This is a genomic window from Aliivibrio sp. 1S175, assembly GCF_001690985.1.
Lineage (GTDB): Bacteria > Pseudomonadota > Gammaproteobacteria > Enterobacterales > Vibrionaceae > Aliivibrio.
The window spans coordinates 18242-44939 of record NZ_MAJS01000018.1; the positions used below are offsets into that span (position 1 = coordinate 18242).

General features: G+C 38.8%; 17 protein-coding genes and 1 tRNA gene. 3 read left to right on the forward strand and 15 right to left on the reverse strand.

What is annotated here, in order from left to right; translation table 11 throughout:
- The 13 genes from A6E06_RS08395 to A6E06_RS08455 form a co-directional block, all read right to left on the reverse strand.
- Window positions 1-2754 (reverse strand): molecular chaperone DnaK, encoded by a 2754-nt coding sequence (locus A6E06_RS08395; RefSeq protein WP_065592522.1) that lies wholly within the window; start codon window positions 2752-2754, stop codon window positions 1-3.
- 233 nt (window positions 2755-2987) lie between these two features.
- Entirely contained in the window at window positions 2988-3272 is a 285-nt protein-coding gene (locus A6E06_RS08400; protein WP_065592523.1) for a hypothetical protein, read from the reverse strand.
- An 11-nt stretch (window positions 3273-3283) separates the two neighbouring features.
- Window positions 3284-4153, reverse strand: a complete 870-nt coding sequence (locus A6E06_RS08405) for a viperin family antiviral radical SAM protein (protein WP_065592524.1) — start codon at window positions 4151-4153, stop codon at window positions 3284-3286.
- A gap of 64 nt (window positions 4154-4217) precedes the next feature.
- Entirely contained in the window at window positions 4218-4919 is a 702-nt protein-coding gene (locus tag A6E06_RS08410; protein ID WP_065592525.1) for a hypothetical protein, read from the reverse strand.
- Window positions 4910-5263: a hypothetical protein gene (locus A6E06_RS08415; protein ID WP_065592526.1), complete on the reverse strand. Its 354-nt coding sequence runs from the start codon at window positions 5261-5263 to the stop codon at window positions 4910-4912. Before A6E06_RS08415 ends, A6E06_RS08410 begins: the two co-directional genes overlap by 10 nt.
- The gene (locus A6E06_RS08420; RefSeq protein WP_141676924.1) at window positions 5260-5751 is read right to left on the reverse strand and encodes a hypothetical protein; all 492 of its coding nucleotides are present in this window, start codon (window positions 5749-5751) and stop codon (window positions 5260-5262) included. The genes A6E06_RS08415 and A6E06_RS08420 overlap by 4 nt, the downstream gene beginning before the upstream one ends.
- A gap of 94 nt (window positions 5752-5845) precedes the next feature.
- Window positions 5846-7222, reverse strand: coding sequence for a restriction endonuclease subunit S (locus A6E06_RS08425; protein ID WP_065592528.1), 1377 nt, complete (start codon window positions 7220-7222; stop codon window positions 5846-5848).
- Window positions 7219-8880 (reverse strand): N-6 DNA methylase, encoded by a 1662-nt coding sequence (locus A6E06_RS08430; RefSeq protein WP_065592529.1) that lies wholly within the window; start codon window positions 8878-8880, stop codon window positions 7219-7221. The genes A6E06_RS08425 and A6E06_RS08430 overlap by 4 nt, the downstream gene beginning before the upstream one ends.
- Window positions 8881-8973: 93 nt before the next feature.
- Complete coding sequence (gene hsdR, locus A6E06_RS08435) at window positions 8974-12510, reverse strand: type I restriction-modification system endonuclease (RefSeq protein WP_065592530.1); 3537 nt, start codon at window positions 12508-12510, stop codon at window positions 8974-8976.
- A gap of 223 nt (window positions 12511-12733) precedes the next feature.
- Complete coding sequence (locus A6E06_RS08440; RefSeq protein WP_065592531.1) at window positions 12734-13606, reverse strand: Wadjet anti-phage system protein JetD domain-containing protein; 873 nt, start codon at window positions 13604-13606, stop codon at window positions 12734-12736.
- Window positions 13607-16405 (reverse strand): hypothetical protein, encoded by a 2799-nt coding sequence (locus A6E06_RS08445; RefSeq protein WP_065592532.1) that lies wholly within the window; start codon window positions 16403-16405, stop codon window positions 13607-13609.
- Window positions 16399-16968, reverse strand: a complete 570-nt coding sequence (locus A6E06_RS08450) for a hypothetical protein (protein WP_065592533.1) — start codon at window positions 16966-16968, stop codon at window positions 16399-16401. The genes A6E06_RS08445 and A6E06_RS08450 overlap by 7 nt, the downstream gene beginning before the upstream one ends.
- Window positions 16969-16971: 3 nt before the next feature.
- Entirely contained in the window at window positions 16972-18210 is a 1239-nt protein-coding gene (locus tag A6E06_RS08455) for a hypothetical protein (protein WP_065592534.1), read from the reverse strand.
- Window positions 18211-18344: 134 nt separating this feature from the next.
- On the opposite strand from A6E06_RS08455, the gene A6E06_RS08460 reads away from it, so the two are divergent.
- A complete protein-coding gene (locus A6E06_RS08460; protein ID WP_065592535.1) occupies window positions 18345-19202 on the forward strand; it encodes a YafY family protein in 858 nt (285 codons plus the stop codon).
- A gap of 55 nt (window positions 19203-19257) precedes the next feature.
- Here A6E06_RS08460 and A6E06_RS08465 read toward each other — a convergent pair whose 3' ends face one another.
- Window positions 19258-20208: a hypothetical protein gene (locus A6E06_RS08465; RefSeq protein ID WP_065592536.1), complete on the reverse strand. Its 951-nt coding sequence runs from the start codon at window positions 20206-20208 to the stop codon at window positions 19258-19260.
- Window positions 20209-20775: 567 nt separating this feature from the next.
- Here A6E06_RS08465 and A6E06_RS08470 point away from each other — a divergent pair.
- Entirely contained in the window at window positions 20776-24156 is a 3381-nt protein-coding gene (locus tag A6E06_RS08470) for an Ig-like domain-containing protein (RefSeq protein WP_065592537.1), read from the forward strand.
- Between the two features lie 397 nt (window positions 24157-24553).
- Here the strand turns inward: A6E06_RS08470 and A6E06_RS08475 are convergent.
- Window positions 24554-24628, reverse strand: a tRNA-Gly gene (locus A6E06_RS08475).
- A gap of 505 nt (window positions 24629-25133) precedes the next feature.
- On the opposite strand from A6E06_RS08475, the gene yfcC reads away from it, so the two are divergent.
- Entirely contained in the window at window positions 25134-26666 is a 1533-nt protein-coding gene (gene yfcC / locus A6E06_RS08480; RefSeq protein ID WP_083190305.1) for a putative basic amino acid antiporter YfcC, read from the forward strand.
- The last annotated feature ends 32 nt before the right edge of the window (window positions 26667-26698 follow it).

Genomic DNA, 26698 nt, shown 5'->3' on the forward strand with positions numbered 1-26698 from the left:
TTATGCCAACGTAATGGTGTTGATGTTATTTAAATATTGGTTGTTTTCGATGTCATCTTCATAGGCAATGACGTATTCCACTTCAGTAGGAGAGATAATTCGTACATACACCATTGCCTCTTCATCAATCACATCAAGCTTGATGATTTTCTTTTTAATACTGCTGTCTGTAATAGAAATTTTACTTGTACTTACTGCTGGTTGCTCGGTGTAATACAACTCAAATACATCATCACTCGCATCGATAAAATCGACCCACTGACCAAATGGCGTTTCTCTATCAATAAGGGAGTTAAAGCATTTCTTACGGCTCTCGCCAAGGTAGAACTTGAAGCGAATATCGTTATCTTCCACATTATTGTCGATAACTTTAATGCTGCCGCCCTTTCGAGATTCAACTAAACCAAACGCCACCCCTGTTTTACCTGTTGGTTTCTCTACATCATTCTTGTCTGAACCCAACGGCGGAAATAACACAAAGTGACTTTCTCCTTGTGCAAGACCAATCGCTGCGTTCTCAATGGCAATGTATTTATCAAACAGGGCTTGCACAATACTTGATTGGCTTGAGTTACCCGCTAAGAAAATATTTACTTTATTAATATCATGCAGTGACTGCTGTGAATTTGAAAAAGCCAGACGTAAAGCATTAAAGAAGTTTTCTACCCCACGCTCGATACGCGATGCTAAAATCACCTTTAACTCATCAGCGTCAATATCCAAAGAGAAAGCGCTATGCTGAACTCCGTGAATGTCCGTTAATGTTATCGTTAGCTCACCAGAAGCATCAAAACTGAAGTCTTCATACTCTTCCCAGAATGGACGCAGAGCGATACAAAGCTGCTTGGTGTTGGTTTTTGCCTCTTGAGAATGACTTAATAAGACCTCGCTACCTGCAAAATGATCTTTCTCGGGGTGTTTTTCAAACTGAATGCTTTTTGCTAATAACGCATTTTTGTTCTTTTTAAAGATCTCAAACGCCAGCAATTCAAGTAAGTTTTCACCTCCAAGGAATTTATCGCCATTGGCCCCAAAATGCTCAATGACATAATCATAACGACGCTCTTTTTTACCCGTTGCTTCTCTATAAATACCAAAATCAAAATCGGTTGTACCACCGCCAAAATCAAACACGCCATAGAAAATACGCTCGTCACCTTCTGGCTCGAAGTGATTCTCTTTTAATGCGATTAATGCGTAAGCGGCTGGCTCACTTGTGCCTTTCATTACGTTCAATTGTGAAAGTGCTTCACTGCCCAACTCTGCTGGAAGTGATTTCATTAACCCTTTTCTGAAGCTTTCAATGATCTTATCTCGAATCGGCATCTCATAAGTCACTGGGAAAGATAAGATATAATCCATAAAAATGCCGTTATTTAGATTATTAATATATAAACCTAAATAATAAGCATAAATTTCAATTGGATTAAAATCGCCTTCGGCTAATTGTAAAAATGGAGGGAGATCGATTATCTTTCCTTTTTGCCCTACAATTTTAAGCTTTCTATTCTTATCCCCTGCCCATTGTTTAATTTCATCCAGGAAAGTATTAAATTTGGCCGATTCACTTCCCATCATGGCATTCTGAGCCGTATGCGAAATCGTTAAATCTTGCCAACGAGTATAAGGTTTATTCGCCTTTACATCGTAAGCATCAATAAAGGCTTCTAAATCTTTAAACTCCATAATGGTTGGGTTTTCATAATGGAAAGACTCAATTCTTGAGCTTAAATCACCCGTGCCAATTCGCATTGGGTGAATATTATCGTTCTCTTTTTGATAAACCACTACGGTACTTTTGGTACCAAAATCGATCCCTACCACACCTTCATTAATGCTTGATTTTGGATCGCGTGCCACTAATGGCGTTGGCAACGTTAATGTTTGTTGTCCGTTAGCTTCAAGTTCATCAGTCCATAAAGACCAATGACCTAACTCAGTATCTTCCAGAGTTTTAGCATGATAAGGCACCATATCCGCACGAATAGTATCTTCATTTAATAGTCCTTGGATTATCTGGTGAGATAACATTTCCTCCTTAAATGAATTACTTTTTCTATCTAAATCAGTAGATGTTTTCTTATCATTTAATGTCGATATGATCTTTTTATATAGTTGGTCATTCTTAAGTTTGACTGGAGTAAATCCATTCATGATGACATTGATAAATAAACAACGAAGCCCTTGGCTAGCCATTTTTGATTGGGCTAAAAAAGGGATATAACTTCCTGTATTAGATTTTTCAAAACAACCAGAATCACAATTAAAGCCCTGCACTTTATGATTAATTTTATATAAATAACAATTATTTATATGATAACGTCCATTAACGATACGAAAAGGGGTTTTACTTAAATTTGTTAATCTCTTTAGAGTATTAAATGTCGGCACTCCCCAATCATTTTTATTACCTTGGCCCGTATTATATATTTTACGCAACAGTTTTATTTCAGACATCCCAGATGGGGAAATGCTTATCTTATCTTGTGAAAATTGCCAAAAACCTTTGGCTTGTTTATCAAAATAAATATCATCTTCAAAGCACACCCATCGCTCAGAATTAAAATCTTTTTCTACTTTTGAAAAACAGCTATTTAATGCACGAACCAATGCGGAATTATTGCTGGTCTGCTGCGTTGTAGGATGAACAAATGAATTTATTTCATTTTTTATTATGGTTTGAAGATCCATTTTAGCCATATCAATGGCTTGCTCATTAGACAACTTCCACTCTGCTACAAACTTTGTATTCATGCTGATTCTCATTGGTTAGGGTTACACCGACCCATTAATCCGGCTATTATACTTAGCGAATAACTAGTGATAATTATGTTATTAACCTCAACTAAGACAACCGTCACGCTTTATAAATCTGACCGAGTAAACAATCACCTATTCGGTCAATTGATAATAAAATAATCACTGGGATTTTTACTTTTATAAGCTTACAAAAAAGCCCACTCGGGATGAGTGGGCTTTTAAATACTCTAGTGATTATTAACCCAGTGTTCGTACTCGGTATGACTCAGGCAATAATAAGGGCCTGTATTACAACGTGTTCGCAGTACCAATAATCGATACTTTCGGTTCACTCGATAGCTAAACCACTTTTTATTTCTTTGAATCACTTTAGGCCGCATACCACGTAAAATATCCTTCGCCAATATTTTTGAAATCAGCCGTTTAGCTCTATTTATTATCCGAGGAGGAGCCTTAGGAGTGATTATTTTAATTTTTACACCATCTCTGCCTGTAACTTGTTGATGATTCATATCCCCTCCTCCTATTGATAACGTTGTGCAAATTTAGCTGCATCAAAGCCCGTTTCAGCTAGTGCTATATCAACTGGGGTTGTAAGCAAAGAGCGACTTTTAAAATAGCCTTGTTCGTTATTTCCATTTTGGAAAAATGCGCCATCAGGACTAAGCATGAGATAAGAATTGGTCATAGAATTATTATTCTCAGCCGACATGAAATGGGCGACTGATTGGTGGCGATCAACAAAAGCATTAAATTGCTGATTACTGATGGGCTGGATCGAATCAAATACAGGTAGAACACGCAGTACTTTCCACTTATTCGGCTGAATCGCAGCTATTAAGTCCGTGAAGTTTTCCTCCGTATTATATTGATTCACCACTGTATTTATTTTTAGCTCGGTAGTTGGAGATTGAGATTTAACTTGTTTAAAGATTGATTGCAAACGCTCTGGTGACAACACTTTACCTGTTGGAGTGATCCTGCCAATTTGTTGCTGCCCCTCAATACTATAAGAGTCATAACTAATACCTAATAATTGCAGTTTATGGCTATGATCTACAATGAATTGATCGGTAATTAAATGTCCGTTGGTGATGATCGAAGTCTTAAAGCCAAGTTTGATGGCGTAATCAAGTGCATCAATAAATCGCTGCTTTAGGAGTAAAGGTTCACCACCAGCAAAGTTGAGTCTGACGCTTTGATACTGAAGTTGTTTCTGGATAGGATTAGGAGAAAGAAAGTACTCAGCCAAATTGCTAAGTACTGTCTTCATGTCATCTAAATTTCGATGAATTTCGTTCGGTTTCGCCCATTTTGCGTAACAATAATGGCAATCGTAATTGCACTTCTCAGTGATGTGATAATTAATTACTAATTGGTTTACTTGGTTCATAACACTACTCCTTTTGGTTGATAGGAGTAGTGTTGACTTGTGCACTGCACAAAAAAGCGTTTTTTTAGTCTGGAAGGAAACTTAATAGCGCATTAAAACTTTGTGCTTCTTGATATTCCCTACGAACTCTTTTAACCATCTCTTTTAATGCTATATCTTTTTCTAAAAGCGCCGAGTCTACTTGGTCAGCTAATTGATATGCTGCAGCAAGATCTTGCTCTAGCCAACAGAGCCAGATTTGTTCCTTATGTGATAAGGAAAGACGTTGTGCTCTAAGTAATTGGTAAAGCAACCCTGTATTTTGCAGTGCCATATCCATTTGCGGCAAGCGCTGCTCATTAAATGGGCATGTTAAGCGATGCTCTCGTAAATTGAATGATTCATCTTTCAACTGACTGAGAAATTGCTGTGCTAAGTCTGATAAATGAATAACCGTTGTTACTTCTTGTGCCTTGAGTAATACTTCTTCACACAAGACTACGTTTGCTACTCTCGTTCTCGATTGCTCAAAAATCGCTTTGATTAATTTCGTATCATTGAAAAAAGCATCCAACACTAGAGCGTTAAATAAACAATTTACCGCCTGAGATTTAAGTAATTTTTTGCCACGCTTGCCCATGCTTTCGTCGCTAAACCCATCATCAACAACCAAAGATGATGGGATCACCCCATTGCGCAGATAACTATTGGCTTTAGAGCGCAATGGTTCACTGCCCTCAATACCAAATAGGTCTTTTACTGCTTGATTCGTTGTAACTAACGGCATACTGCATCTTCCAACAATCTAGTCTCGGAGTATCTTTGCTTAACATTAACCGAAGCAATCACTTTTGCAGCTTGATACACCGACAGAGTATAGGAATACGAACATGTACTATTGGTATGCATGACCGCCCCAAGGCAGTAGCCAGCGCGGAAGCTTTCTTCTTTTGAGGTAGTCAGAAAAGTACCGAAACCCAGCTCGTCTTTTTTATTGTAAAGTTCAGTGTATTCCTGACAAGCAGCGATCAGAAACTCAGCACTGCCAGGTCTAGCGTTTGAATGTTCCAACGCATAACTCGGTTGTGCAAACAAGAAAAGAATAGCGATTATGTAATTAATAGGTTTCATCCTACTGCTCCTTCAGTGCTGATGGCTTCTACAGTTTCACCTATTTTTTTAGCGAACAAACCAATTCGGTAATAGCTATATCCGAATGTTGCCGCCATCAAAATATACCCTAATAAATCCAACAGAGGCATTCTCTCTAGATCCTTCAAGTTTAAACCAAGGAGTGATGCGCTTATCATAGATAATAAAAGGAACACCAAAAGTAAATGCGCTTGATGAACCCATGGTGTAATGATTTTTCTTACTAGCGGTGCATCAATCTGTCGGCATCGTTTTCCGTATTGATAGATAAACACCACTAAGAACACAATAAAAAGAGTTTCAATTAAATCTAACTCTGATAAGGAGATGGAATATTCAAACATTGCGAATGGCATAGCCAAAAGCAGACTTACGCCTAATAGACACATGGTTATTAACCAAAACCATTTAATAAACAATTTTGTCCCACGCCAAATCTTTGAGGCAGTACTTATATTTTTTTGCATAACTCTAGCCAACATCCTTATTTTATTTTTTATATTATTAAACCTGAAGTGGCATCCATATTGGTTGCCACTTCTTATCATTTCATTATTGTTATTACACCTTTTGCGCTTTCTTTTTTACCGCGTTCTTGGCGGAAAGGGCTTTTTTTGTCGCCTTAGCTAACGCTTCTGCCTCACTGCGAGCCTGTGCAATGCGCTCAAGTAGCTTATCCGCAGGTTCATCGTTTGGATCTTGCGGCACCAACTCACCACGAAACGCCTTAGCTAAAATACTTTGGGTTAAGTTATTCACCCTCGCCTGTGCTTTTTTCACTTGCGCTTCAATGGTGTCAGCGAAAGCAAAGTACTGGTCGACTAGGCGGACAATTTCTTTTTGTTCTTCTAGTGAAGGTAGTACAAACTCTAAGGCAGATAGCTCTTTTGAGTTAATATTATTTACTCCACTAGTCGAGCGAGCACCCAATTCAACAACATTTCTCACAACTCTTGAACTCAAAACATTTAGCAAAAAGCTTGGTATTACTTTTTCTCTATCGCACCTAATTCTGATCAAGTAGCCAGCATATAAAAAACCTTCATATTGAGACTCGACTAAGGCGGGTTTAGCCACGAGGTCTAAGCTACCATTAGAACGAATAACTAAAAGATCACCCGACTTAAGAGCTAATTTCTCAAGTTCTTTCTCAGTGAAATCTGCCGATTTCAAATCTGAAATATCTAGTTTTCTATCACCAATATTAGGAATACGGATTACAGGAGTATCCCCTCCTTTGTAATCACATTTTTTAGAAGTTCCATATCGAATATCCTCAGACACATCCCCAATAGTCATAAGACTAGGAGTCTTAACAGCTATCAACTTACCCGATACCGCAGAAGCGAGTACCGATTGGCGGAAGCGTTTTAGCAAACTAGGAATACCATCCAGACGTGCCTTAATGGTATCGACCTGTGCCAATACCTCATCGAGTTTTTCAACGATGCGTTTTTGTTCGGCTAGTGGGGCTAACCCTAACGAACAATCTTTGATCCTAAATAAAGCTAATTTTGGCTGTCCACTTGATGTAGTTTTATCAATAAACTGTTGCAAAGCACTTGGTGACTGCAAAAAGTATTTGAGGAAATCTTTATTAAGAATATGCAGATTGCATAACTTAGCAGCATTTTCAGTCAAGTTAGCACCATCTAGTGTTTTAGGAATATCTCCTACTAAACCGATTGTTCCTGCGATGCTTATGTACAGATCATTTGAGCTAATTACATAGTTCGAAATAGCTAAATGAGTTTCCCTATCAATAAATTTTAATTTTTGGGTGTTTACTGTCCCATTATCAAAATCTGATACACGAATATATGGGTAACTTGTTTCTACTTCAGAAAAACCTCCCCCTTTAGGTAGACGCTTACCACCTTTCACATCAGCTACATCTGATATTGAGATCCCTACCCACCCTTTCGGCAACGAACTCATAGCTCACCTTCCTGCGCCTGAGCGCCCAGCTCCCCACCCCTGAATCCTGAAACCTGCTCTTCCTGCTCTCTCAACCCAAACGCCTCTGCCACCAACAACTTCTGCCCCTCAGCTACATCATCCGCCCCTAGCGCTTGCATCAACTGATAAATCTCTGACATAGCCTCAGTCAACTCAGCCATTGCTTCCCCTGCTAACACTTCTGGTGCTGGTAAGTTCTCTGCACTGGTGGCTTCTAAATCTTTCAACCAAGAGATATCTAACGAGTCGCCTTTTTGATCACGAATGTAATCACGGCTAAATTTGCGGAAGCGGGCGTTTTCAAGACTATTTTCCTTGTGCGCTTTCTCGCTTAGGCTTTCTGCTGTTTCACCTTCAGCAAAGATGTTGCCTAGCGTTTCATAAATCCCTTCTTCACGAGCAGATAAGCCGTTTGCATCGCTGCCATACGCATTCACAAACACATCAAAGTGCTTTTCGGTTAATGGGCGGCGCTTACCAAAAGTGTTCATGTTGGTACGTAGGTCAAATACCCATGTCTCCTTGGTACAGTCTTTGTCTTGATTTGGGTTCTCTGGCGTGCCTTTTTGGAAGAACAGCACATTGGTTTTTACCCCTGCTGCGTAGAAAATACCCGTTGGCAACCTTAGAATCGTGTGTAGGTTACATTTGTCCATTAAATCACGACGAATGTCTGCCCCTTTGCCGCCTTCAAATAAGACGTTATCAGGAATAACCACCGCTGCACGGCCGCCCGGCTCTAGGGCATCATAAATGTGCTGCATAAAACACAGTTGTTTATTACCTGTTGGGTGAACAAAGGTACGCGTGATATTGGTGCTTGATGCGCTACCAAATGGTGGGTTGGTTAAAATCACGTTGGCTTTGGGTAGGTTTTCACCTGCGCTGCCTAAGGTATTACCTAGACGGATCGCACCATCATTTTCATGGCCTTCAATGTCGTGTAATAAACAGTTCATTAAGGCTAAACGGCGAGTCTCTGGTACTAACTCTAAACCAACAAAAGCTTTTTTCATTTGGAAGTCTTGATCTTCATCTGGGAGATCAAACAAATTGTCAGTGTTTGATTTAATGTATTTGTCCGCTTCAATTAAGAAGCCTGCCGTTCCTGCTGCCGGATCTTGGATGATCTCTCGAGGTTGTGGCTGTATTACATTCACAATAGTGCTGATTAATGCGCGTGGTGTAAAGTATTGGCCTGCGCCTGATTTGGTTTCGTTGGCGTTCTTTTGTAATAAGCCTTCGTACATATCACCAAAATCATCACGGCTTTTACCACTTTCACCATCATACCAATCTAAGCTGTCCATGTTCGACACAAGCTCTGTTAACTGTGCAGGTTGGGTAATGGTGGTGTTTACGTTTTGAAAAATAGCACGAACAATGGCGTGATCATCGGTTCCCAGCTGGACTAACATGTTACGGTAAAACTGGTGTTGCTCTTGACCAATTTTTGCGGTTAGATCGGCCCAACGAAAGCCTTCTGGCAATAAATCATCCTCTTGCCCTGTCTCTTGGCACATTTTAAGAAACAGCAGCGACGCCAATTCATTCACGTAGTTTTGATAAGACACACCGCCATCACGCAGGTTGTCACACAATTTCCACAGTTTGGCGACCAGATCATTATTGTTCATGTTATTTCTCTATTAATTTGTGCGATGGACGAAATCCACGCCATCGCTGAATGCATTTAATTCGGTATAAAAATTGAGATGAATTGTACTCGCCTAAGCAGGCTCATCCCACATATATTCATTGAATTGAATGAGTATGCCGTCTAATTCATCATTAAAGATGCTCATTAGCTTACGTTTTCCACCATTGCGTTTGTAGTTACCCGTTTTGAACGTGTCGTCATCAAGCACGACTTTCTCTTTTATTGAGTTCGCGATGCGATCAAGCCATTGCAGTTGAACGGGTTGCCACTCTTTGCTTGATTTAATTCTACCTAGTGCGATATCGACACGTTGTTCAAAAGGCAATAACGCATCCCCAATCGCAGCACGACGAATATGCCCAATTAACCGCGCGGCGATGTCTTGGTTTTTACTCTCTTTCCATGCGGTTTTTAGCGTTGGTTCGTTAAAGTGTTGTGCATCAAACCATTCTTGTAGCTCTAACAAGCCTTTGCGGGTTAAATCTCGTGGTCGATTAATAATGATGTCTAACGCGTCTTGCTGATTAGTTGAACGTGTAACTAAAGCATCAAACGCCTCTAAAAAATCGTCGGCATTTTTGTGCTCGCCATATAGAATTTCAACTTTGATCACCGCATCATCTATATCGGTAAAAATCGGCATATCACGCAGTTCATTAATGTCTAGCTTTAACTGTTCTAAACGTCCTACCATGTTTGGCATAACATTGAAGATCTCGGCTGACCATTTTGGCCCTTTATCTTTAAGCGTGTTGGCTAAACCTAAGAAATCACACCCGGCGTTATCCATACACAGTTCATCAAATCGCTTTATATGCGCTTCGATCTCTTTGGATTTATCGCGGTTAAAGTGTGCATGGCTAGTGATTCGTTGCAATTTGGCTATCAACTGCTCGTGACTGTGCTCGGCAAAACTGCGTCCGTCCGCTTCTATGGTTTTATAGGTTTCTGAATCGGTAATTTCGTTGACTAAGGTTTGTAGCTCTACCGTTGGGCGCACCACCACGGGACGCATGGTATCAACGCTTTGCAGTGTGGAATACAGATCGACCGCATCGAAAATTTTAAATGAGGTTTTGCCCACTTTTGGACACAGGCGCGTGGCTCGGCCTTTCATTTGTTCGTACAAAATACGGCTGCGTACTTTGCGCATAAAGACGATATTACAAATGCTTGGAATATCGATACCTGTAGTTAATAAATCCACCGTAACTACAATGTTAGGTAAGCGTTCTTTATTAAAACGGGTGATCATGGATTGAACTTTATTGGAATCTTTATCTGAATCACCCGTGATTTTGATGATTGCATCGTGCTCTAATTGCAGGTATTTGGCCTTAAACGCGGTTCGCAGCTCTTCCACCACGGCATCGGCATGGGTATTGTTCACACAAAAGACTAACGTTTTTTTCGGGCAGGTTGGATCAATATGATGCACCAACTCTTCACACACCACTTTATTGAAGTTTGAGGCGATTAATGCTCGGTTAAAGTCAGCAACTTCAAAGCCTTGTTCATCGTTTAAGGTGTCGTTAATTAACTCGCCTTGGTTTGATAAGCGTTGAACCTCGCTGCCTTGCGATAAATACACGCCACCGTCACTCAATTTGGTGATGATGCGGATTGGCGGCTCTTGATCGGTTAGGAAGCCATCAATCACGGCTTTTCGATAGCTGTAGCGGTACACTGGCTGCTTCTTATCGCCACCAAAGATATCAATGGTATGCAGTGCAGGCGTTGCGGTTAGTGCAATTTTCACTGCATCAAAATGATCGATAATGCGGCGATATGAGGAGATAAAATCTAACTCATTACGGAATTTTTCTTCACCTTCGGTCTGCTCTTTATCAAGAATATACCCTCGGTGGGCTTCATCAATAATAATGCAATCGTAACGGCCAACAGGCATGGTCTCGTCACTTTGCAGTGTGCGTTTTACCAGTGATTGAACTGTTGCTACGTGGATCTTGGTGCTGTCTTCAGGGAAACGGTCGGTTAACCCTTTTACATTAAAAATGCTATTAAACGTGTCGCCTTTGATGTTGGTGTCTTCAAACGAACCTAACGCTTGTTTACCCAATGAGGTTCTATCAACCAAAAAGAGGATGCGTTTAAAGCGTTGTGATTGGATCAAACGATACATTAGGGCAATGGCTGTACGTGTTTTACCTGTGCCTGTTGCCATGGCGAGCAAAATGTCTTGTTGACCTTTGGTTATTGCCTCTTCTGTGGCTTTTACGGCTTCTTCTTGGTAATAACGCAAACCGAGATCGCTCATATCGCCATTATCACTAAACCAACGGTTATTGTGTTGGTTGTCGCTCTCTAGTTTGGCAAGTAGCTCTTCTGGGCTGTGCCATTCTGGTAGGGCTTTTGGCATATTTGTGGCATGACGAACGTCACGATACCAAATTCCACTTTTGGTTTTTATTGCTGAGCGATAAGCACGACCGTTGGCAGAAAAACAAAATGGAATTTTATACGGCTCTGAACTGGATGAGTCAGACCATGTTGGTAAATAGGTTGGCAATAATTCGGCAATTAGAGCGAGTGCGGTTTGATCAGTGGCGGCGTGCTGTAATTCATTACGTAAAAAGTCGTTATCAAAATATTTGCTGTAGCGGTAAGCTTCGCTCAGTTTTGCCACCACGTCTTTATTGGCTTTTTTGGCTTCAATAACACCCATGGCTTTTAAACCTATGAATAAGACGTAATCGGCAAAGCCTGTCTTTCCTGTTTCATCTTTGCTTGTTGGCCACTCTGCAATGGCAAGGTTTCGACCGATTTGTGGACGAGTCCCATTGGCAAAAGTTAATACTTTACTGTCGGCATCCCAACCGGCTTTTCGAAGTTGATTATCGATAAGATAGCGAGTTTCACTTTCGCTGAGATCTAACGAGCGAGAAGCGGCTTGATCGGTAATTTGTTTTTTATATGCTTTACGCTCTGCTTCTGTTTTCTTGGTTATCTCTTTATCTTTGCGTTGCAGTTGTGCCTCAAGTGCGGCGATTCGATCTTGCGTTTGCCCTTGAGTTTCTTCTTGTTTACTTTCTAATACCGAAATATAGCCCGTTAAGGCAGTGAGCTTCGCATTTTGTGCTTCTATTTCGGTTTTTGTTTGTACTTCAGCTTGATGAACAAGCAATAATTCTTGTTTTAATGATTGCATTTCTTGTTCAAACTGCCCTCTATTTTCTGAACTTGGCAGTACAAAAACAGGAACAGCAAAGTCAAATTGTTTGGTAACTAGGCGGTAATACCAGATGGCGAGGCGAAATGCCAAACGCAAACACATCTCTGCATCTTGTAAGTCGTTATGGTACTCATGTACCGCTTTGTTACCGATTTTACGCAGTTTATGAAAAACAGTAAGAATGCTGTCATCAACAAAAGGTATTTTTCCTAGCTCACGCAGTAACTCGTGTTGATTATCTGGTGCTTCAATATCCAATAATTTAGCAAGGTGCTTTGCGGTGGCTTCGCCAAAAATACGAACCTTAACTAAGGTGGTATTTGGATCATCTGGAAAGTTATTCTCTGCCGCACGCGCGATGGCATATAAGAAGTCATTCACGCCTTTTAGAAACTCAAAATTTGATTTTTGCATATGCAACCTAACCATTTGGTAAACCACGTTTTATTTTATGTAACTGTGTGGTTTTTCCTGTATTTATCTTAAAATTTTCGTATGAGGCTTTATAGCAGAAATTAAAACATAAAACGATGATATAGGTAGGAGAATTGAATGCTTGTTTTTGATATTCAAAATCAAAATAAAAAAGAGCACCGAAATGCTCTTTATTTCACTTAAATTATATAGCCGCTGGAGATTAAGCCAACCAAACCGCTTCTTGTTCTAATGCTAAACCTTGCTTTTGCATTTCTATAATTAGCTCTTTTAATTCGGCTTTATTGGCAAGTAACTGTTCAGATGTTTTTAAGAAATGATTAACATCGTCTTTTGTCGATTTCCATACTTCATCACTTCCATAGGTAGAGAGTAATCGATTCCATTCTGGCATTAACCAAAACTCAACATCATTACCTAACTTAGTAGTAATTCTGGCGTAATTATTTAAACCTACCCCATCATAATCAGCAAATAGATAGACTTTAGCTGTTCGATTAATCGTTAACCAGTCGATTAATTTATTACTCAAATGTCCACGATACCAAATAACCGTTGTAGGTTCATTTGTTGGCAACCAATCGAGTTGATCAAACAATGCTTGATTCTCTACAAGCCAAATAGAATGGGTTGTTGTCAGATCAGTATTAGATTCATTACCAATCTCAAGCGCACAGATCCCAAATTGTTCAGTGTTTTGATTCAATTCAATAATTAGTTTCCCTTCTCTCATCCAACAGGGATTATTAACAGTTTTGAGCAATATATATGCTTTTTCATGGTTTGATTTACCACCTTTACTATTACGATTTAATGCGATATTAGCGGCTCGTTCAGGCACCTTATTTCTACCGTCATAGCCTGGTGAATGATGATTTAAATGCGTTTCTACTACTTGAGAATCTATTATTTTAAATGTAATTCCTCGTCCTTTTTTTAAGCATTGAATTGCTTGAGTTTTTGTTTCAAAATTCATTAATGCTTCTTTCTGATTTTCAGTAAATTGGCTACCAGAAAGCGAACTAGACAAAGTACGATTTAATTTAAGAAGTGCACTCACTAATGCCTTACTCATTTACATTACCTCTAGTTCTAGTTCTAGTTCTAGTTCTAGTTCTTCAGTCTCAATTTGTTCAAATATTTGCCACGATTTTCGAGCAATACTGTTTTTTCCATGACTTTGACTAATTGGCACGCAATAGCGAACTGTCGTTAGCGGCGATGGTGAAGCGAAGATTAACGAAAAACCAAACTCTCTGGCTATTTCTATTAAGTTTGCTTGATTAATACTGTCTAATGCTAATGCTTCATCTAAATAACATACGGCTTTAACTTGATGACGCTTATCTTGGATTAAATGAAGCATCGCTAAGCCTGTCACTAACTTTGCCATTAATACTGTTCCATTCGATGCAGCACTGTCTATTTCTTCAAATGATTCTTCTTCCTGTCCATGCTTAGCGACACTAAATTCAAGGCGAAATAAATCAGAGACTTTTAATCCTTGTCTCGCATTTCCTTCATCAATCAATATTTGCTTCGCTTGATCTATATCTACATTATCGAGAATGTTTTTTTGATTAAATAAATCAAAGTTTTGCTCGCTGTCTGATTGTCCAGCTTCTGTGATCAGTAAATCAATGGCATCAACCAAGGCTTTTTCTGGCATCGTTTTTATCTTAAAAAGCCTTAAATCAGAGAGTTGACGATGACTAATTAATCGATTGAATTGCTGCATCTTGTGCTCTAGAGTATCTAATCCATTACGAAGTTCTTTCAGACTAGAGGTCACATTTACAACAGAACTTCGAGCCATTCTTTCTAATGCTCGTTTTTCATCTTCAAGACAATTATTAAATTTGATAATGCTGCTAATTTCTTCATCCCTGCTTTGTGCTGTTTGATATTTTGTAAGCCCTGATATATGCAGATCTTTTAAGTGACGGCTAAGTAACGTAGTTATGCTTTCAAGTTCTTTACAATCATCATGATAAGCGGTTAAATCATCAGGAAGGCTCTCTAATACCAACTCTTTTTCTTCTATCCAAGTATGGTGTTTTTGAGTCTCTAAATACTGAAAAAGTTCTCGACTATCTATTCTTTGATCTCGCAAATCAGTAACTGTTTTATTTCCAACTTCAAGGTTTCGTTTTTTATCTAACGTATTTTGTTCTTGTTGGTTTAATTCTTTTAATCGCTCTGGAGAACTATCAATCTCAGTATTAAGTTGGTTCCACTGATTTTGTGATTTTTCCATTTCGAATTCACGGGTTGAAGATTCAGAACTCAACAACTGCCATTGGTCATATTCTTTTAGATCAATACCGCGTTGTTGATACTCACTCTCAAGGCGTTCTTTTTCGTCATCTGCTTTTTTCGCTTGGAGGCTGGCCTCTTTTAATTCATTAAGATCTTTAATCTCTTTATTTATCTGTTCAATTTGTTCTTTAATCTGGGTTTCCGTCAATTGCTCAAATTGAGGCAACAAGTGTTCTAACGAGATGGTGATCCCTAATGCTGTTAATTTATCTTGAGGGCTCTGCATTAATGCAGTTTTGAGCGCTTGGATATCAATCGTGTAAGTATCAGATGCCAGCTGAAACACATTTTGGTTAAAGGCTTTATTTAGCCTTTCTAATTCTTCATTTGATAACAACTTTGATAGCTCAAGGTATAAGTTATTTCCTAATGTATTTAATTGACCAGTAAGCTGATATTTTTGAGTATTAACTTTTTTCAGTTCTCGATCTATTACTTCTAACGGTTTACGCTTTAATTGCTCACAAATAGACACTTGTTTTTCATAAGCTTGTCTTGCGAACTTCGCATTCATTTCAATTGTTGAACGATCTGATATTAATGTGAATTTTGCTTCTAATCGTGACTGTTCTTGATTTGATTTAGTTAATCCTGCTATTTTTTGATCTAACTGAGACTTGAGATTTGTTTTCTTTGTCAGCTCTTTAGTGAACTCTTCCTGCTGTTGCAATACACTGTTAAGTCTCTTCTCAACCTGTTCAACTTGCAGTTCATAATGCTCTGACCATTCCTCTAATGCGTGATCAATTAAAGGTCGTAAACAGAGTATTTTCCCTTTCAATGTTAAGCTTTGTTGATAGTTATTATCCATATCCGCAATAACAACAGAGTTCTTAAGCGCAGCATCATATTGCATACGATCTCTATTGACGTCATTAAACGCAGCTTCCCACTCCTGCTTAAAATCAATCGTTGAATTAGCTAAATCACGTGTAAATATCATTAGTAAATATTCTTTTACCAATTTCGACGTTAATTTATCTAACTTCAGTGTATTGGTTAATATTTGCTGATAAATTTTTGCATCTGCCGCATGCTCTAATTTAAAAACAGTAAAATCTGGCTCATCACGCTGTATTTTCCTTGCTCCGCCATAGATACGCTCTTTAAATTCCTTGTCGTCATAGCGATAAACCATATGCCCATGTGTTGATAGGTGCGCGATGAGTTTAGGCTGCGTTACAACACTTCCATCATCCATCTTATAATCTTTACTATTCAATTCTCCCTTGTAAGCAAAATATTGATATTCACCACTAAGTCCTTTGCCTACCGCCCCTAATACAACGGTGCCGGTATCTGGAAGTAATACTTCAAGCAAAATGTATGAACTGTTACTAGGAAAATAGAAATGCTGGGATTTAGATAAACTATGTGCGCCAAAATTCATTCTTCGTTTATCAATAATCAACAGAAATTGAAGCGCATTAATTAAACTCGTTTTGCCTTTATTATTTTTACCTATAAGGGATACTGAGTCATCTAACGGCAACTCTGCTCGTGAATACCCTGCACTGTCTAGCATAACTAAACGTTGAAAACCTGGATTTAACATTGTTCTAGATCCTCCATAATTTCTGACAATTTATCTTTCGTGTTATCAACAATAGATTCAAAGTGATCTAAATATCGGTAAGCTGGTGGTAATAATTTCCAATAATTAAATTCCTCAACCATAAATCCATTTCGTGCGGCTATCTCAGGGAGTTTAATAAAATCTTCTTGCTCAATTTGCTCTGCACTCAGTAATTCTTTATGCCTTGGATACGCATTTTCTAACAGTGTCGAATTAATCTTCCAATCTAAAAAAGATCCCAGAGATTGGCCTGTATCCGCTTGATAATCAAATAGCACAAGGAAAAACAGGGCTAACTTTCGTGACTGAGTGTTCATTGTTGCCGTTAATTCATCATTAACAAACCAAGCAAACCCTCTAGCATCCACCTCTAATTTGTAATTAAGCGCTTTAAATAAAACAATATACACGTCAGTATTTTTTTCTAATTCATACCAAAGAATAGGGTCAGAACTGCGACTTAAATGCTTACCTGATGTTAAGGATCGAAACAGTACCGATAACTGCGGTAATTCAGTCAAATTGATATTATTAACGTCCATTTATTATCCTCTCTCTAGCGAATGTCGGTGATATTTAACCTTGATTGTTTTTAATTTAATTTGACTTTGATCTGGGCTTACAGAAGCAAACCACTGCTTATCTAGTACCAACTCATGATATAAACGTAACAAGGCATCATCAGGTAATTTGCTATAATGTAAAGAAAGCCAATCCATTAAATTATCAACTGGTAATTCTTCTTTAATCTTTGCTTTCAATACTTTCTCATCTACCCAAACAATATCTTCACCTAGAGGTAAATCATCCTCATCTGGAAATTGAACTTTTTTAGGTTGATAATTGACCACTTCTGCCATAAATGATCGCGTTGATTCTCCAATGTGTATTCGATTGTTTCTTTCTCTTAACCATCCTGGAAGAGCGCTCGATTCAAGTACTCTGCTTGCCCCTTGCTTTCTAATATCACTTAATAAACGACTCATCACAGCCGTCATTTGATTATGTTGACGAACTTCCTGACGAAGAGGTAATAAAATCTGAGCACACTCTTTCGCGATTAACCGCCCTTGAAGTCGTAACTCTTTGGTTTGATATGCTATTTGACGAACAGCTAAGCGTTGTTTATATAATGCGCCACGTTTCGATAATGTATCTACAGCTTTATCTAAAATGCGCTCAGTTTGCTCTAATAAAGGATAGAAACTCCCTCCAGACCCACTGTCTAGCATGGCATTCATAGGCTCTACGTATTGATCGTAAGCTTCAAGTACTTCTCGGTATCTACGCTCAATAGGAATATTTGTACTTGCTGATTTAGCATTCTCTGCAATTTCCATAATTGCGTGTTTATCCTGCTCTAATTGCAGACTGATTTTTCGAAAAAGATCCCCCAACTGCTTGGTGCTTGACGCTAATTTTTCACTACTGGATTCTTCTACCCCCTCTGATAATAAATTTGCCGCATGTCTAATGCCTTCAACACGAGCTTTTAGTACTTCAGATAACCCTAATTCATGCTCTCTGGTTAATCCTTTGGTAAATTCTAAAACCATAGGATTAAGTTGGTAATCGTCTGTTCGTGTTAATTTTTGCAATACATCGGCATTCAATAAACTATTTTTAATTGCATTGCTGTCTTGTTTTCCTATCGAACTATTAATAATAATTCGATCGACAGTTTTTAAGTCAAAGGACATTAATTGACGTGAAAGTCGTGTTAATTGCTCAATAATTTCCCAGTATTTATGTAACTGAAATAGCAAACTCTTAGGTTTAACCATCTTCATTCCACCATAAATCGTTTACACATCAACCGCCATTGGTTAATATTTACACTTTCGATATTATGCCGTTGATAGCGACAGGTAAATACTGAGTACTTAAACATGTCGCATTAATAGACAGGAGTCACTAAATGAAAAAATGGCCTATAAGATGGGATTTACTATTAAGGTACCGACTTATTGAAGTGATTTCCTTATGGGAAGGAAGGCTAACAACTAAACATTTAATGCAAAGTTTTGGAATTGGCCGCCAACAAGCATCTAAAGACATAAATACATATCTAAGTGATATTGCACCCGGTAATCTTATCTATGATAAGCACCTTAAAGGCTATAAGCCCAGCAAGACCTTTTCACCAAAATTAACGTCTGGGCACACTGATGAATATCTGCATATATTATCCAGAACGGAAGATATCACATTTACCTTTAATGACTTAAATCTAGGTTTTGAACATACTTCGATCGTTAGCCCTGTAACTCGTAGCATTTCTCCAACAATTTTGCGCCCACTGATACAAGCGATCAGAGAGAAAAAACGTGTCGATATATGCTACACACCTCTAAAAGATGGCTTAGAAGTCGAGCGAATTATCTCGCCACATACCCTTGTTTGCACTCCTCTACGTTGGCATATTCGTGCTTATTGTGAACATTCAAACGGGTATAGGGATTTTGTTTTAAGCAGAATTCAAGGTATTCCTGACCTTAACGATAAAACAGGTATGGGAAAGGAACAAGATGATTTATGGAATACAGATATCACCATTGAGTTGATACCTGATTCTCGCTTTACTAAGCAACAGATGATTGTTATCGCTAATGATTTTGGTATGACGAATAATGCGTTAAGTATCCATACAAATGCGGCGTTAATACGATATGTTTTAGATTCATACAATATTGATATTCATGTTCTAGATTCTAATCCACAAGGGCAACAAATTGTTGTTAAAAATATGGATGAATTGCGAAAGTATTTAGCCTAAATGTCCAGTCAATAAAAAGAGCAGACTTGCTGCTCTTATATTTAAACGATCTCTTTTACGCCGCTTCCATGCATGAGATAATGGCTTCTAACGGCAGATCTTTATCTCGAATTAAGTTGATCACCGCCTCTATATCCTCCTCTCGGTTTTCAGCCATTGCCTGATTAATGTCATCAATTAACATTAAGGCTTGGGCTTTGGTTAAATTGCGTAACAGACTAACGCGATTGTTAGCCGACATAGCCATCAACTCAGTGGCTGAATTACTGTTTTTTGTATTCATTTTTTTATTACTCACTGGTTGTTTTGTTTGTTTAGCCATTTTATTTTCCGCTTTTATCTGGGCGGTTTGCGTTTTATCCTCCAAACTTATGACGTTGTTATTTAAGGATTCAGTTGTAGTCGGCTGAACTTCAGCATTCTTATATTTTGATTTACTGTTTAATAACTCTGCATAATAAGCCATGCTCGGTAACATGAAATTAAGATGATTATGCACCAGGCCTTCAATCATTTTCAGATCTTTAGTCTTGAGATAAGACCCTTGTTTACGTGCTTGTAAGGCAAGTGATACTGATTGTTTTACAATTTCAATTCGTTTTAGATTAATACCATTAATGCATTGATTATCAAGAATGCTGGCTTCTTCTTGTTTTTTTAATGCACTAATCCGTATTCTTAACGATTTCACGCAATTCTGAATGAGTTTGTCATTCGCTTGTTCGAGTGATCTGGTTAATATCAAATTTTCTTGCTGTGGCATTTCCTCTGTCTGATTTTTTCTGGCTTTGAGTTCTCTCTTTACTTCTGCCATGAAGTTATTAATTGATTTGCAATCCGATGGCGTTGAGCCTGTGTAAATTGGTTTGGGGATACCTTCAATCAATACTTTTAAGTGGTTATTTTTAGCTCTTTCATAAGTGAAAGGTGTGTCAGTTCCAAGCAAATCGTTTAAAAATTTAATAACGCGTTTTTGGTATTTACTGTAGTTAGTTTGCTTGCTCATGATGTTCTCTCTCAAGTTAATTTTTCTTCGTGAGAGAGATAGTAATTACTAGCCTAAGTGCCATGCTGTTTATAAGCTTGTGAAAATCTAAAAGTAGATAAATATTAATAGGCTTACACTTCATAATAAAAATCTTACTGAGACAGAAAATTAATCATAATTCAACTTACGTTAGTAAGATTACTTATTTTTGCAAAATAAATTTGCAATACAATCTCAAAATAGAAACATCAACACTCTTGATATAAAACAAATTCATCAGGTTAATTTGTTAATAAAGAGCGCCAAAACCAGTAAAACAGCCAAAAAATTGACCGTATAACATATTGAGCCCGTAAAGCCAAGATTAAAATCAGAAGCAAGATCACGTAAATGATAAATATCAATATCCATGATTTTTCTTGTCGTTAGAATGCTCGAAAATTCAGATTTGAATATTAAATAAATATTGATATGTGCGTTTTGTGTAATTTGGTTTGGATATTTATGATGAATAATCCATCCATTATGCACCTTTAATAACTAATAAATTTATCTCGATAAGATAAATACAAAGAAGAAAAAGCAGTGATAAAAATAAATAAAATAACAGCCGCTATTACTAGCGTTATGTTCAGTGGGTATCTATATGCCGCTGATGTAAGCGCGACATCTAACATGACTACCTTTGTTCCTGGTGAAACAAAAGTTCAAAATGGCGATATGGTTTCTTTTAATGGTGACTGTTTTATTGCAAAAAACAATCCAGGCGTGTGGGAATCTCCAACAGCAGACTCATGGTTCTGGGATACAGCAGTATGTTCTGGTGAGCCTAATCCAGAGCCAACGCCGGACCCAGATCCGACACCAGACCCTGAGCCAACCCCAGATCCTGATTTGGGCGACGTAATTCCTTTTATTCCTGGTAAAACTCAGGTTTCAAATGGCGACGTTGTTTCTTATGACAACCAGTGTTTTATTGCGCAAAATAATCCGGGTGTATGGGAAACGCCAAGTGCGAGTTCTTGGTTCTGGGCACTAACTGAATGTTCTGACGAACCAGTAAATCCTGATCCTGAGCCAGAACCAGAAGTAACTGAATTATCGATCCTTTCTCCTGTTACTGGCCAAGTGCTACAAGCAAATGAAACGATCACGATCAACGCTCACGTTGATGGTAACCTAGCTGCTAAAGTTGAGTTTTGGGCTAATAACGCGAAACTTGCTGAAAAAACAGTTAACCAAAACAATACACAGTACTCTCAATCTTGGACACCAAGTGAAGAAGGTCGTGCAACAGTTAACGTATTCGTTTTCGATAAAAATAACCAAAAAATCGAACAAAAATCAGTCTCTGTTACTGTAGAAGCTGATGCTAATGAAGACTTTGTAGCACCAGTGGTCACTTTTGTGACGCCAACAAATGGCTCAACAATTAAAGTGAATGATACTGTTTCTATTTCTGTGAATGCGACAGATGCAGATAACGATTTAACGACATTGGTTGTTAAAGCAAACAACACGCAAATCTGTTCGTTTGATGCAACTAACACAGAAGCATTTACATGTGAGTGGCAATCAACTCAAGCAGGTAACGTTACTTTTAACGCTATCGTTACTGATGCTCAATACCTTTCATCTACAACAAGTGTGAAAATCACCGTTGAAGAAGAAACGATTGAACCGCCAGTTGAGCCACCGGTAACTGGCGATTTATGTAAAGACTTTAATGTTTACCCTGACTGGACAAATGGCGATCACGCTACTGGCGGCGACATTATGGTTCATAACAACATCGCTTACTCTGCAATTTACTGGACTCAAACGCTTCCAGGCAGTGATAGCTCATGGGCTCTTCACCTAAATTGTGATGGTACAGAACCAGGTACTGCGCCACTTCTTTCTCTACCAAACCCGATGGACCCAGTTCGTCTAGAAGTTGCTGGCTGGCCAAACACACTAGTTGTTGCAAGCCCATCGTCAGCAGCACCAAAAATGTTGACAATTAATGCGAGCAACAGCGCTGATTTAGCTAATTTAGATAAGCTAACAAGCACGTTTGTATCAATCATTGAAGCAGCTGCACAAGCAGGTTCTGCATCAATCATCATCAACAGTGATGTTCTTGATACAGCGACACAAGATAACGCATTATCTTCAAGCAGCATTGCGGTTAAAGAAGCACTAATTGAAGCAATGGATATCACTGGCAACAAGATTGACATTGATGGTATCAACGCACTTAGCAATGACTTGAAAGGTTGGGCTCAAGCTCATCACCTAATCATTTCTACGCTAGCACCAGAAGCAAACTACGGTTGGTCTCTAAGCATTGGTGATTTTGCTTTTGATACTCACTCTGGCAGACAATCTGTTTGGGATAAAGCTTCTAACTACACAGCTGATTTACTTGATAAATTAGAGCTTTACAAAGCAGAAGCAGCAACTAAAGCTGATTTCGTTGCTTTCACTAAATCAAACTCAACAGAAGCGTTATCTAGTGAGCAATGGCACAACGCGCTAGAGTACGTTAAGCAAGTAACTGATTTTGTTAAAACACCTGCAATGCTGAGCAATATCCCAACAGAGCAAGCGTCTGCTTACTTTATGGGTGATAAAGCAAACAAACCGCAAATTCGTAAAGCGGCATTCAGCAACGTATTTGCTATTCTGTTTGACAAAAACACCGCTGCATTAACAAGTGAAATTGAGCATTACCAAGACGCTAAAATGCCACTGTACTATGTTGGTGAATCAACAGAAAATGGCAAGTTAACTATCATTGATGCGTTAAACAACGAATTAATGAATGCTGAAGATACAATGAACAACACTGCATTTTTGTACGAAACGCCTCAATCACAATGGGTTCCTTCTACGGTTTATAAGTGGACTGACTTCATGAAAGGCTTAAATGCAATGCATAACGTTGGTGTTGCCGGTAATAAGTTCTGGTTACTTGATGAAAATGTAGATGATGCAACAAACATCAAATATGCAAAAGTTGCGATTGCTGCGTTCTTAGCACAAAGTATGCAAGAAACGATTCGCTACAATGCATGTGATGAGAACAACTGGGCTGAGATTAAATACGGCGCAGCGACAGATTACCCAATGTCTGCAAGCTGTGGTCAACTTGGTCAAAAATATGCAGATTACGGTGTTAACCCTGAGTCTGGTTTAGATCACGCTTACTCTTGTCCTCGTGATAACAAAATGGAAGTAAGTGCACTAACTCATGCTAAATGGTATGGCGCTCCTGCTCCTGTATTCGCAGCACCAAATGCAGTACTAGAAGAACGTGGTTTACTTGTTAACGGTAGCGTTGGTCGTTGGACAAACAGCGGTCACTGTAATGATGTACCTACATCTGTAGATGGCTCTAAGCAAGTATGGGAACGTGACGATTGTAAAACTTACGTTGACCAAAAAGCAGGTAAATTCATCTGGGATGGCAGCAGCCAAGCAGACGTGGAAGGTTGTGGTTGGTGGGGTCGTGGTGTAATTCAAACGACTGGCCGTCAAAACTTCGGTACGCTTAACCATTACTTAGGTCGTTCACACGTTGACCCTGAGACAATTGGTAAAAAAATTGATGGTATCATTGTTCAAGCTCCACCAGAAAATCCACTATACGCTGACTTAGATTTCTGTTCGAACCCAGGCCTAATTTGTAGCTCTGAAGAGAATAAAGAAATCAAGTGGATTGCAGGTCTGTTCTACTGGGTTACTTCAGTTCAAGCTTACCCTGATGAGTCTGGTCAATACGGTAACTGGAACTACCACAACGAACTTAAGCAGTATGTTGATAACGGTATGAAAGGCACATCATTTATTGATGATGTATCTGGTATTGTAAACCGTGGTTGCCCTGATTTAGTTTGTTCTACTGGTGAAGTTCATAACATTAAAGAACGTCGTGCTAACTTTAAACTGGTACTAGAACAACTAGGTCTTAACCCACAATAATACGTGGTTAAAGATTACAAATGAAATAAGTCACTAATTATTGACTTAAACAACTAAGAGCCCTGTTTTTCGAAACGGGGCTTTTTTTATGCCTATTTTTTATAAGCAATTATCTTCTGCCACTAACCGTTAGTTTAAATATAAAATCGGTGACCCTTTGCTCTCGTTATATAACTAAAAAATACGATACTGACTGGCAGGTGTATACATAAAATAGTAGACACCGATTTAGCCACCACTTGGCCACCCCATCACTTCACTTCACTTCACTTCATCATAAGTAAGATCAAAAGATCCTCAAACGCCAGATACAACAATACACGCCACTAAGCGCTTTATTTTCAATAAATAGGAATTTTAAAACAGGAACAATCTCTTGAGGAAGATAAAAAGAGATTGGAGCGTACTGCGGGAATCGAACCCGCATCATCAGCTTGGAAGGCTGAGGTAATAGCCATTATACGAAGTACGCTATGTCTTGAAGACCTAGCTAATATGCCATAATTTAAAAAAATGAAAAGCATTTTCTTTCATTAATGGATTTAAGTGCATGAAATACAAACAAATCGATCAATATAACCGCAACTAACCGCTTATTAATCTGGATGATTAAGGCCTCTAGCCAAGTCACCCAGAGACGCGTAGTTCAGTAACTATAATTAAGTTTATATACAAGGTGTTAATTCTAAAACCACAGAAAATGATTAATCAAGAGACGATTTTAAATTATAAAAGCAATATATTGGATATTTCCTGTTTTTGCATACTGGTCTCTTACGTTGAATACAGTATAAACCCCCCCTTCTTAACGTATCATTTCATTAAACAACGAATCAAATACAGACACAATACCAACAATAATCCAACATACTATGTGATCATTCTATAAAATTATGATTTAACCAAATAAAACACTTGATTGTTTATGCCAAATTAGTGAAATTACATGCAATTTCCGTTAACCTTAAATTTCTACTATGTCTCAAACACAATCTCACACAACAGATCCATCTACGACAAAAAAAACGTGGCAGATGCCCGATACCCTAATTCTCATTTTCATTGTGGGTATTTTCGCGGCTATCTTAACTTATTTAATCCCTGCAGGTCAGTTTGATAGCCAACAAGTGACTTACATGATGGAAGGCGTAGAAAAAGCGCGTACCGTTATTGATCCGAACTCTTTTGCTTACGCAACAGATGAAAAAGGCGAATTAGTATACAACTCTGTTGGCTTCTTTGCATCTGGTGGTGGCATTGGCCTAATGAACTTCCCATTTGAAGGTTTGGTATCAGGTTCAAAATGGGGCAGCGCTGTTGGCGTTATCATGTTTATGCTGGTTATCGGTGGTGCATTTGGCGTAGTTATGCGCACAGGTACAATCGACAACGGTATCTTACGTCTTATCGATAAAACCAAAGGCAACGAATCACTATTTATTCCGGTTATTTTCCTATTATTCTCACTTGGCGGTGCTGTATTCGGCATGGGTGAAGAAGCCGTTGCTTTTGCTATTATCATTGCCCCTCTAATGGTTCGCCTTGGTTACGATAGCATCACGACTGTAATGGTCACCTATATTGCAACGCAGATTGGTTTCGGCACATCTTGGATGAACCCATTCTCTGTCGCTATCGCACAAGGTATTGCTGGTGTTCCTGTGTTATCAGGTATGACAGTTCGTATGGGGCTTTGGGCTTTCTTTACCTTAATTGGTATCGCATTTACCATGATGTACGCTGCAAAAGTAAAAGCGAACCCTGAGTTCTCTTACTGCCATCGTAGCGATGCTCACTTCCGTCAACAAAAGCTGGATGATACTCAATCACGTTGGGGGCTTGGTGATACTCTTGTTATTCTTACTGTTATAGCCTCAACTCTTTGGGTTGTATGGGGTGTGGTAATGCACGCTTGGTACATTCCTGAAATCGCGTCTCAATTCTTCACTATGGGCTTTATTGTTGCGATTATCGGGGCTATCTTCCGTTTAAACAACATGACACTAAATGATGCAGCGGCGGCATTCAAAGACGGGGCGAGCGTTATGCTACCACCTGCGATACTTGTGGGTTGTGCTAAAGGGGTTCTGCTTATCTTAGGCGGAGGATCAACAGAAGAAGCAAGCGTTCTAAACTCGATTCTAAACAGCGCTGGCGGCCTTATCAGTGGTATGCCTTCTGTCGCATCAGCTTGGGTGATGTACGTATTCCAATCTATATTCAACTTCTTTGTGACTTCAGGTTCAGGCCAGGCAGCTCTCACGATGCCACTACTGGCTCCGTTATCAGACATAGCAGGGGTAACACGTCAAGTCGCTGTACTTGCGTTCCAATTAGGTGATGGTTTCACTAACGTTATCGTTCCAACGTCTGCTCCGTTAATGGCAACATTGGGCGTGTGTCGTATCGATTGGGGTGACTGGGCGAAATTCTGCTGGCGCTTCATGCTATTACTCTTTATCTTATCAAGTATTGTTATTGTGCTAGCACAACTGTTAGGCTTTTCATAACAATACCCTAAGTCACTTATTTTCAAGGCGAG

Bases quoted from the DNA above. Each gene is read 5' to 3' on its own strand.
- A6E06_RS08395 (WP_065592522.1), bottom strand. From the start codon at position 2,754: ATGAATACAAAGTTTGTAGCAGAGTGGAAGTTGTCTAATGAGCAAGCC.
- A6E06_RS08400 (WP_065592523.1), bottom strand. From the start codon at position 3,272: ATGAATCATCAACAAGTTACAGGCAGAGATGGTGTAAAAATTAAAATA.
- A6E06_RS08405 (WP_065592524.1), bottom strand. From the start codon at position 4,153: ATGAACCAAGTAAACCAATTAGTAATTAATTATCACATCACTGAGAAG.
- A6E06_RS08410 (WP_065592525.1), bottom strand. From the start codon at position 4,919: ATGCCGTTAGTTACAACGAATCAAGCAGTAAAAGACCTATTTGGTATT.
- A6E06_RS08415 (WP_065592526.1), bottom strand. From the start codon at position 5,263: ATGAAACCTATTAATTACATAATCGCTATTCTTTTCTTGTTTGCACAA.
- A6E06_RS08420 (WP_141676924.1), bottom strand. From the start codon at position 5,751: ATGCAAAAAAATATAAGTACTGCCTCAAAGATTTGGCGTGGGACAAAA.
- A6E06_RS08425 (WP_065592528.1), bottom strand. From the start codon at position 7,222: ATGAGTTCGTTGCCGAAAGGGTGGGTAGGGATCTCAATATCAGATGTA.
- A6E06_RS08430 (WP_065592529.1), bottom strand. From the start codon at position 8,880: ATGAACAATAATGATCTGGTCGCCAAACTGTGGAAATTGTGTGACAAC.
- hsdR (WP_065592530.1), bottom strand. From the start codon at position 12,510: ATGCAAAAATCAAATTTTGAGTTTCTAAAAGGCGTGAATGACTTCTTA.
- A6E06_RS08440 (WP_065592531.1), bottom strand. From the start codon at position 13,606: ATGAGTAAGGCATTAGTGAGTGCACTTCTTAAATTAAATCGTACTTTG.
- A6E06_RS08445 (WP_065592532.1), bottom strand. From the start codon at position 16,405: ATGTTAAATCCAGGTTTTCAACGTTTAGTTATGCTAGACAGTGCAGGG.
- A6E06_RS08450 (WP_065592533.1), bottom strand. From the start codon at position 16,968: ATGGACGTTAATAATATCAATTTGACTGAATTACCGCAGTTATCGGTA.
- A6E06_RS08455 (WP_065592534.1), bottom strand. From the start codon at position 18,210: ATGGTTAAACCTAAGAGTTTGCTATTTCAGTTACATAAATACTGGGAA.
- A6E06_RS08460 (WP_065592535.1), top strand. From the start codon at position 18,345: ATGAAAAAATGGCCTATAAGATGGGATTTACTATTAAGGTACCGACTT.
- A6E06_RS08465 (WP_065592536.1), bottom strand. From the start codon at position 20,208: ATGAGCAAGCAAACTAACTACAGTAAATACCAAAAACGCGTTATTAAA.
- yfcC (WP_083190305.1), top strand. From the start codon at position 25,134: ATGTCTCAAACACAATCTCACACAACAGATCCATCTACGACAAAAAAA.